Annotated in this window: 7 protein-coding genes and 1 riboswitch; all 7 genes read right to left on the bottom strand. The window is 56.1% G+C overall.

Features of this window, described 5'->3' with window-relative positions:
- Nucleotides 1-22 precede the first annotated feature (22 nt).
- Nucleotides 23-1156: a bifunctional transcriptional activator/DNA repair enzyme AdaA gene (locus AAC01S_RS17895; protein WP_370670844.1), complete on the bottom strand. Its 1134-nt coding sequence runs from the start codon at nucleotides 1154-1156 to the stop codon at nucleotides 23-25.
- A gap of 113 nt (nucleotides 1157-1269) precedes the next feature.
- Nucleotides 1270-1932, bottom strand: a complete 663-nt coding sequence (gene tenA, locus AAC01S_RS17890; protein ID WP_067625708.1) for a thiaminase II — start codon at nucleotides 1930-1932, stop codon at nucleotides 1270-1272.
- A 65-nt stretch (nucleotides 1933-1997) separates the two neighbouring features.
- A complete protein-coding gene (thiE, locus tag AAC01S_RS17885) occupies nucleotides 1998-2627 on the bottom strand; it encodes a thiamine phosphate synthase (protein ID WP_245630285.1) in 630 nt (209 codons plus the stop codon).
- Between the two features lie 29 nt (nucleotides 2628-2656).
- On the bottom strand, nucleotides 2657-3517 hold the full coding sequence (thiM, locus tag AAC01S_RS17880) for a hydroxyethylthiazole kinase (RefSeq protein ID WP_157071281.1): 861 nt from the start codon (nucleotides 3515-3517) through the stop codon (nucleotides 2657-2659).
- Nucleotides 3499-4500, bottom strand: a complete 1002-nt coding sequence (gene thiD / locus AAC01S_RS17875) for a bifunctional hydroxymethylpyrimidine kinase/phosphomethylpyrimidine kinase (protein ID WP_306307199.1) — start codon at nucleotides 4498-4500, stop codon at nucleotides 3499-3501. The genes thiM and thiD overlap by 19 nt, the downstream gene beginning before the upstream one ends.
- Nucleotides 4501-4541: 41 nt before the next feature.
- Nucleotides 4542-4641, bottom strand: a riboswitch (TPP riboswitch).
- Between the two features lie 84 nt (nucleotides 4642-4725).
- Nucleotides 4726-6258 (bottom strand): glycoside hydrolase family 43 protein, encoded by a 1533-nt coding sequence (locus tag AAC01S_RS17870; protein WP_067625702.1) that lies wholly within the window; start codon nucleotides 6256-6258, stop codon nucleotides 4726-4728.
- Between the two features lie 38 nt (nucleotides 6259-6296).
- The coding region (locus AAC01S_RS17865; RefSeq protein WP_245630284.1) for an ABC transporter substrate-binding protein at nucleotides 6297-6875 on the bottom strand (579 nt) is incomplete at its 5' end.

Raw genomic sequence — 6875 nt, 5'->3', positions numbered from 1 at the left:
ATGCACCTCCGTTCACCTCCGTTCACCTCCGCTCACCTCGCCCGCCGTCGCGATCGCGCCCGCCGGCCCTCCCCCCGCCGGCCCGCGTCTCGTGCTCCAGCAGCCACTGCTTCCGCGCCAAACCGCCGCCGTATCCGCCGAGCGTGCCATCTTGCTGGACGACGCGATGGCACGGTATGATGATGGCCAACTGATTGGAACCGTTGGCTCGTCCCACCGCGCGCACTGCCGCAGGATTGCCGATGGCTGCGGCGATTTCGCTGTATGATCTCGTCTCACCCAGCGGAATCTTTCTCAACTCGTCCCATACGCGCCGTTGAAACGGTGTGCCCAGCACGTGAACGGGCGTGGTAAACGAATCCAGCGAGCCCGCGAAATACGACGCCAGCTCGCGTTCAATCGTGTCGATCGGCGATGTCCGACCGGGGATCACTGCGCACTTGGTCCGCTGCCGAAGTCGTTCAATTTCACGTTCCAGCCCGCGCCGATCCACAAATTCCAGCAAATACAGTCCTTCGTCGTCCGCGATGGCCAGCATCGGCCCAAGCGGCGTATCGAGCCAGTGTGCGAACAACACCTTCCCAGTCTCAATACGCGATGGCGGCGTTCCCATGATGCGTGAAAACGCGTCGCGGAAACCACTGCCTGACTCGTAACCTGCTTCAAGTTGCGCTTTGATCACAGATTCCCCACCGCGAATTTCCTTCATCGCGATACCCAGCCTCCTCGCACGCGCGTACTGCACGAACGTCATACCGAAGCGCTTGCGAAACTGCCGTCGAGCGGTCGACGCATGCACGGACAACGCTTCAAAGTCGGCGTCGATCCATCGCTTTTCTGGATTTCTCTCGATCGCTTCAACGAGTCTCTCCACGATATCGGCCGCCTTGCCCGGATGCGAGAGCGGCTTGCACCGTTTGCATGGCCGATAGGAGGCCAGCAAAGCTTCTTGGGCCGTACGAAAGAACTCACAGTGTTCAAACTTGGGCTTCCGCGCAGGACAGGTCGGTCTACAGAAGATCCCGGTGGACGTGACGCCGACGTAAAATACGCCTTCATAATCTGAGCGCCGCTCCACGAGAGCCTTGTAGTACTCCCGTTGCTTCTGAGCCGAAATACGTTCCTTCGTACCGTCAAAGTCCGCCATAAGCGCCATGCCGCTCCTCCATAACACGCGATGGTATCCACCGCCATACTAACGCACCATGCGCGTGTACAGCACCGAAAATTGAGCAGGTATTTTCCTCAGCACAGCTCGAAACACCAAGTTCACTGGGATTTGAACGCCCAGGTTTCGAGCGTGTACGCCATTTCCCAAAACTCCAATTCGTATTGGCTCGATATCAGAAACCACTGTTCCATTCGATGGCGTTCTCGATCCGTCGCTTGCTCCGCCAGTTCATCGAGACGAGCTATTTGTTCTTGGGCGAGATCGCCGAACCGATGGTTGCCGTAGGTCTCAACCCACTTGTCGTATATCGGATGATTGGGCTTGGCGTCGCGGTGTCGCTGGCCGATTTCCCAATACAGCCAATAGCACGGCAAGATGGCGGCCACAATTTCTCCAACCGTTCCGTTGTGCGCAACTGAGAGCAGATGGCTCGTGTACTTATATGCGGTTGGGGCTGGCTGAAAGGTTTCGTCGTTTCGAATACCCAGCATATCGAAAAACGTTTCATGCAGGGCGTGTTCCGCTTCCACGGTCGATTGGGCATGAAACGCGAGCCGCCCAATGGTGGAGAGATCGCGCGCCTTGGACGCCGCCATGGCCTGCACCTGGGCAAACACCTTCAGATAATAGGAATCGTTTCGTACATAGTGGGCGAATGTTTCCGTTGGCAATGTTCCATCGGCGATTTGGCGTACGAACGGATGGTCAAAACTCCTCTGCCAAATCGGGTCAGCCTGCTCACGCAATGTTCTCGAATACACGGCCTCACACTCCTTGTCCCGTCTCCCGATCCCGCTGCTTCATCGAACTGCTCCGCCGGGCACCTTCATGATGTTGCTTGCTGGCAAATGCGGAGCAGATCCTTCGCAGCCTGCAGAGGATCCGACGCGCTCATGACGGCTGAGACGACAGCTATGCCATCCGCGCCAGATCGCATGACCTCCGCCGCATTGTCTGCCGTGATCCCGCCGATGGCCACAATCGGGATCGACACGGACGCCGCAATCTCGTAGAGTGTCGATAACCCGCACACCACCGCGTCGGACTTGGATGACGTCGAATACATCGAGCCGACGCCAAGGTAGTCTGCGCCGGCCGCCACAGCGGCCATCGCCTGATCCAGATTCGCAACTGACACGCCGACAATCATGTCCCCCACGAGCCGGCGCACATCCTGACAAGCGATATCGGTCTGGCCGACATGAACTCCGTCGGCGTTCGTCAACATCGCAACGTCCACTCGATCATTGACGATATACAGCGCACCGAGTTCAGAGGTCACTTGCCGGATTCGATGCCCGAGTTCCACGAACCGGCGGCCGTCATCGCGCTTTCTCCGCAGTTGGACGGTCGTCGCGCCGCCCAGAATCGCCTGGCGCACGCGGCTGATGAGGGAATCGATGTCATCTCGATCATCGGTGACAACGTACATTCGCAAACGTTCGGCCAATTCCATGATCATCCCTCGAATCTTCAGTCGTATATTTACAGGTCTTGTTCCATCACGGCAGCCCGCTCCACGTCTTCTCCCGTGATGTGGTACAGCGCGTCAAACAGCTGCACCTGGAAGGAACCTGGCCCGTGACTTTGGCTGGCGGCGCGCTCGGCGGCTACATTGTAGGTCGTGATCGCCGCGATGCACGCTTGTGCATACGTTGCCGTCGCACTGTTTTTGCCCGCTGCGCCAACGAACGCCCCGATGAGGGCGGTCAGCAAGCAACCCGAACCGGTGATGGTCGTCAGCAAAACATGCCCGTTCGATAACTTCCAGACATGCTCCCCGCTCGCCACGTAATCCACGGGACCCGTGGCAACGACAACCGTTCCCGTGCGCTGCGCGTATTCCTTCATGGCGACAGGCAGCGCGTCGTTGGCTGCGACGGAATCCACGCCCTTCACTTCGGCGTCGAGGCCGAGGAAGACACTCATCTCTCCTGCGTTTCCACGCAGCACCGCGAGATTCAATTCGTTCGCAATATCTGCGGCAACTCGATTGCGGTAGGGAGTCGCGCCTACACCCACTGGATCGAACACAATCGGTACCCCGGCGCGGTTGGCCGCCTTGCCGGCGATTCGCATAGACTCCACCACATCGCGATCCAGCGTCCCCATGTTGAGCACGAGCGCTTGCGCGATACTCGCCATATCCGCGACTTCTTCGTGCGCATGCGCCATGACGGGAGACGCGCCTACTGCAAGTAGACCGTTCGCGGACAGATTCGTGACGACCAGGTTGGTGATGTTGTGTACCAAGGGCCGCCGTGTCCGTACGGCGTCCAGCCATGTTCCGACGTTCAACAGAATCCCACCTTCGTAAAGATTTTCGCTTAGCGAATACGAACCCATGTCCAATTGTCCAAAACGTAAACGGCGTCCGCTTCGATCCCGTCGACGGGCCTTGCCGGAGCGGAGTGATCGACCGGGCCATGTCCACTTCCGACGTCCCACTGCACAGCATTGGCAATGGCGCCATAGACGAAGCGTTTCGCTGCGGCAATGGCGTCGAGGACCGTCGAACCACGGGCCAGCATGGACGTGATGGCCGCTGAATAGGTGCATCCGGTGCCATGGGTGTTGGCCGTTTGCACTCTTGGCGTCACAAAATACGTCCATTGTCCCATGCTGAAGACAATGTCCACCGATGCAGGATGCTTCACGTGTTTGTGCCAGTCGGTTGCTTCAACCGCCTCCTGAGCCATGTGCCCTCCTTTCACAATCACCGTCGACGGGCCCATCGCCGCGATCCGCCTCGCCGCCTCGTGATAGTCATCCCATGTTGCAAGCTCCCTGTCGCACAGCACGCTCGCTTCCGGAACGTTCGGCGTGACGACGCCCGCTTTCGGCAGCAACCGATGGCACAAGGCCGAGACGGACGACGAGGCCAGAAGGCGCTCGCCTCCTTTCGCGACCATCACCGGATCCATCACAACGCTCCCCACCCGATAGGCACTGAGCACATCGGCGACGACATCGATGGCGTCTTCATTGGCGAGCATGCCGGTCTTCACCGCGTCCGCCCCAATATCGGTCAGAACCGAATGAAGCTGCATCTCGACGAAATCTCGCGAGACTTCGTACACACCTTGAACGCCGATCGTATTCTGAGCCGTTAACGCCGTGATGACGGACACGCCATAGACGCCGAATTGCTGCATCGTCTTTAAATCCGCCTGAATTCCGGCGCCTCCGCCGCTGTCCGAGCCAGCTATCGTGAGCGCGCGCGCAACATGATTCGCAATGCTGGAATACATCGACACACCTCGTTTCGTATGCATCGCCGCAGACTGCGCCGGGGGAACCATGAGGCGAGCGTCCAGCACCGAAAACACGAAAAGCCTCCTGTTTGCGCGGCAATACGCAAAAAAGAGGCCTTTACTCATTGGCACTTCCTCACGCTGGTATTATCCAGATCGAGTAAGTAAGGGTTAGCATAAAACTTCTCAGCCTGTACGGCACCCCTAGCGCCTCTCCGATATGCACTTTGATGATTACAATAGCACGAGCGTTGGATTAGTCAACCCGTTCTCGCATAAGGGGCAATCTTTATGGCGAACTCATTTACCGCCAGATACGCTATATTCCACCCAATCAAAATGAGCAGGGGTTGTGGATCGTCGACCATTCCCCGTGGCGTACAGAGCAAAAAATGTCCCTGTAAAACCGCCGGCGACTTCCGTAGACAGGTAGCGCGTTTCCCCAGCGCCTACGCGGTTCATGTGACGTTCGTGATGGCCGTATTTAAACTCGTAGCCATGTTGATCGGCCGTCACTTCCAGAATGACCGCCCCTTCCTGTATCGCACCGCAGTACTCCACCTTTTGCAAGGTGCCTAATGTTCTTCGAAAGAATACACACCTCTCGCCATCCCGATAGCCAACTCCAATATCATAGTGAAACTGTTCGTTCATAAACACGGTCAATCCGGCTTCCTCATTTTCTTGAACCGGATCAAACTCCATGACTGCCTGAAACTGGCACCAAAAATGTCGCTGACGTACACCAACCCAGGCTGGGGACTCGCGCTCGGTGTCCAAACAGGCGGATGGCCCATGGAGCGTAAGACTGCTAGGATGCTCGGTAAGCGACCAATCGTCCGGAGATGGGTTGCGTCGAAAGTTCCAATCTAGGCCGAGCGCTGGAGCGTCAAAGTCATCGCGGCCCATATGAGCAATCACCTGTTGGCTTCCCGCTTGACCCGGAGTGTTCATGCTAAGATGGACGCGACCGTGGTCTCCAACCTCTGGCCACCCCTGTGAATTCCACAAAAATGGGGTCAGGAATGTCTCGCGGCCGAGATGATGACACTTTGGGTAACCAACTGGACGAATTCCAAGACAGACCAACCACCATTGACCATCCGTATCCTCAACGAGATCTGCGTGGCCAGTCGCTTGAATAGGATGATCTAGGCTCCTGTGAGAAAGAATAGGGTTGCTGGGGCAAGGAGCAAATGGGCCGTATGGCGACGAGCTTCGGGCGATGGTGACCATATGTCCGTATTCGGTTCCGCCTTCCGCAATCATCAGATAGTACATGCCGCCAATTCGATACAGGTGCGGCGCTTCCGGATAGGCGCCTCCAGTTCCCTTCCATATCAATCGAGATTCGGTAAGCCTCTGCCCGGTCTCAATGTCTATCTCACACTGGCAAATTCCAGGTTCTCCACTCGTAGGATCCACGCCTGTGCTGGAAAAATACACTTTTTCATTGTCAAACAAGAGGGAAGGATCGATGCCTTCCTGATCTATCCATATCGGATCAGACCAGGGCCCGCGAGGGTTTTCCGCCCATACGAGGAAGTTTCCTCCGTGTGAAACATTCGTGCTTACGACGTAGAACCTTCCATTGTGATGTCGAATGGTGGGGGCAAAAATGCCCCCAGACCGGTAAGCCCCGTCCAACGTCAATTGACTTCTCCTCGTCAGAACATATCCAATCTGTTCCCACGAAACCATGTCGTTGCTCTTGAAAATGGGTATTCCGGGGAAGTACTCAAAACTGCTCGTTACGATGTAGTACTCCGCTCCCACGCGACAAATGCTCGGGTCTGGATAAAACCCCGGAATGATTGGGTTCTCGTAATGCATTTCGCACCTACCTGTCTTGTCCCCGGTCAAAGTTTGGCTCATTGATCAGAAACCGGCCTAAGCTTTGAAACTATTATGGCAGGCGTAAAGTTGTTTACAATGGAAGGGTCGACGTAAGGATTGTCCTTTGTCGGCCATCCCGTATACTCGGCAGTGCTGTATTCATACCAGATTGCGTTGTTCACCAAAGGAATTGTCGGAAGCTGCTCCGCCGCATATTTCTCCAACTGGTAGATCTGTTTCTTTTGCTGAGACAGATTTGTGGTTTTCTCAAAATTGCTCAACGCCGTGTCCACAACCGTGCTCTTAAGCCCTTCTACATTCCATCCACCGTTCGAAGCCAACATATTCTCGTAGTAATAGTACGGTGTCGGACCAATGTTCGACCAAGACATCGCCAAATCATATTTTTTCGTCACCAGCAAGTTGGTGTACGCGCTTTGCTGCAGCTGATGCACGGTTACTTGGATACCGATTTGCTTCAGTTCGTTGGCAATTAGGTCAGCCTGCTCGTCCCAGTCGGACCAACCAGCAACCACTTGAAGCGAAAATGAGAGCGGCTTGCCTGATGGAGATTCGAATATGCCAGATGCATTTTTCTTATATCCCTGAATCCG

It is taken from the genome of Alicyclobacillus acidiphilus NBRC 100859 (assembly GCF_001544355.1).
GTDB lineage: Bacteria > Bacillota > Bacilli > Alicyclobacillales > Alicyclobacillaceae > Alicyclobacillus > Alicyclobacillus acidiphilus.
The sequence above is the reverse complement of the archived record's forward strand: the minus strand, read 5'-3'. Positions and strand labels throughout refer to the sequence as shown.

What these genes read in the sequence shown, in the direction of transcription:
- AAC01S_RS17895 (WP_370670844.1), bottom strand. Translation starts at nt 1,156, where the DNA reads ATGGCGCTTATGGCGGACTTTGACGGTACGAAGGAACGTATTTCGGCT.
- thiM (WP_157071281.1), bottom strand. Translation starts at nt 3,517, where the DNA reads ATGGGTTCGTATTCGCTAAGCGAAAATCTTTACGAAGGTGGGATTCTG.
- AAC01S_RS17870 (WP_067625702.1), bottom strand. Translation starts at nt 6,258, where the DNA reads ATGCATTACGAGAACCCAATCATTCCGGGGTTTTATCCAGACCCGAGC.
- thiE (WP_245630285.1), bottom strand. Translation starts at nt 2,627, where the DNA reads ATGGAATTGGCCGAACGTTTGCGAATGTACGTTGTCACCGATGATCGA.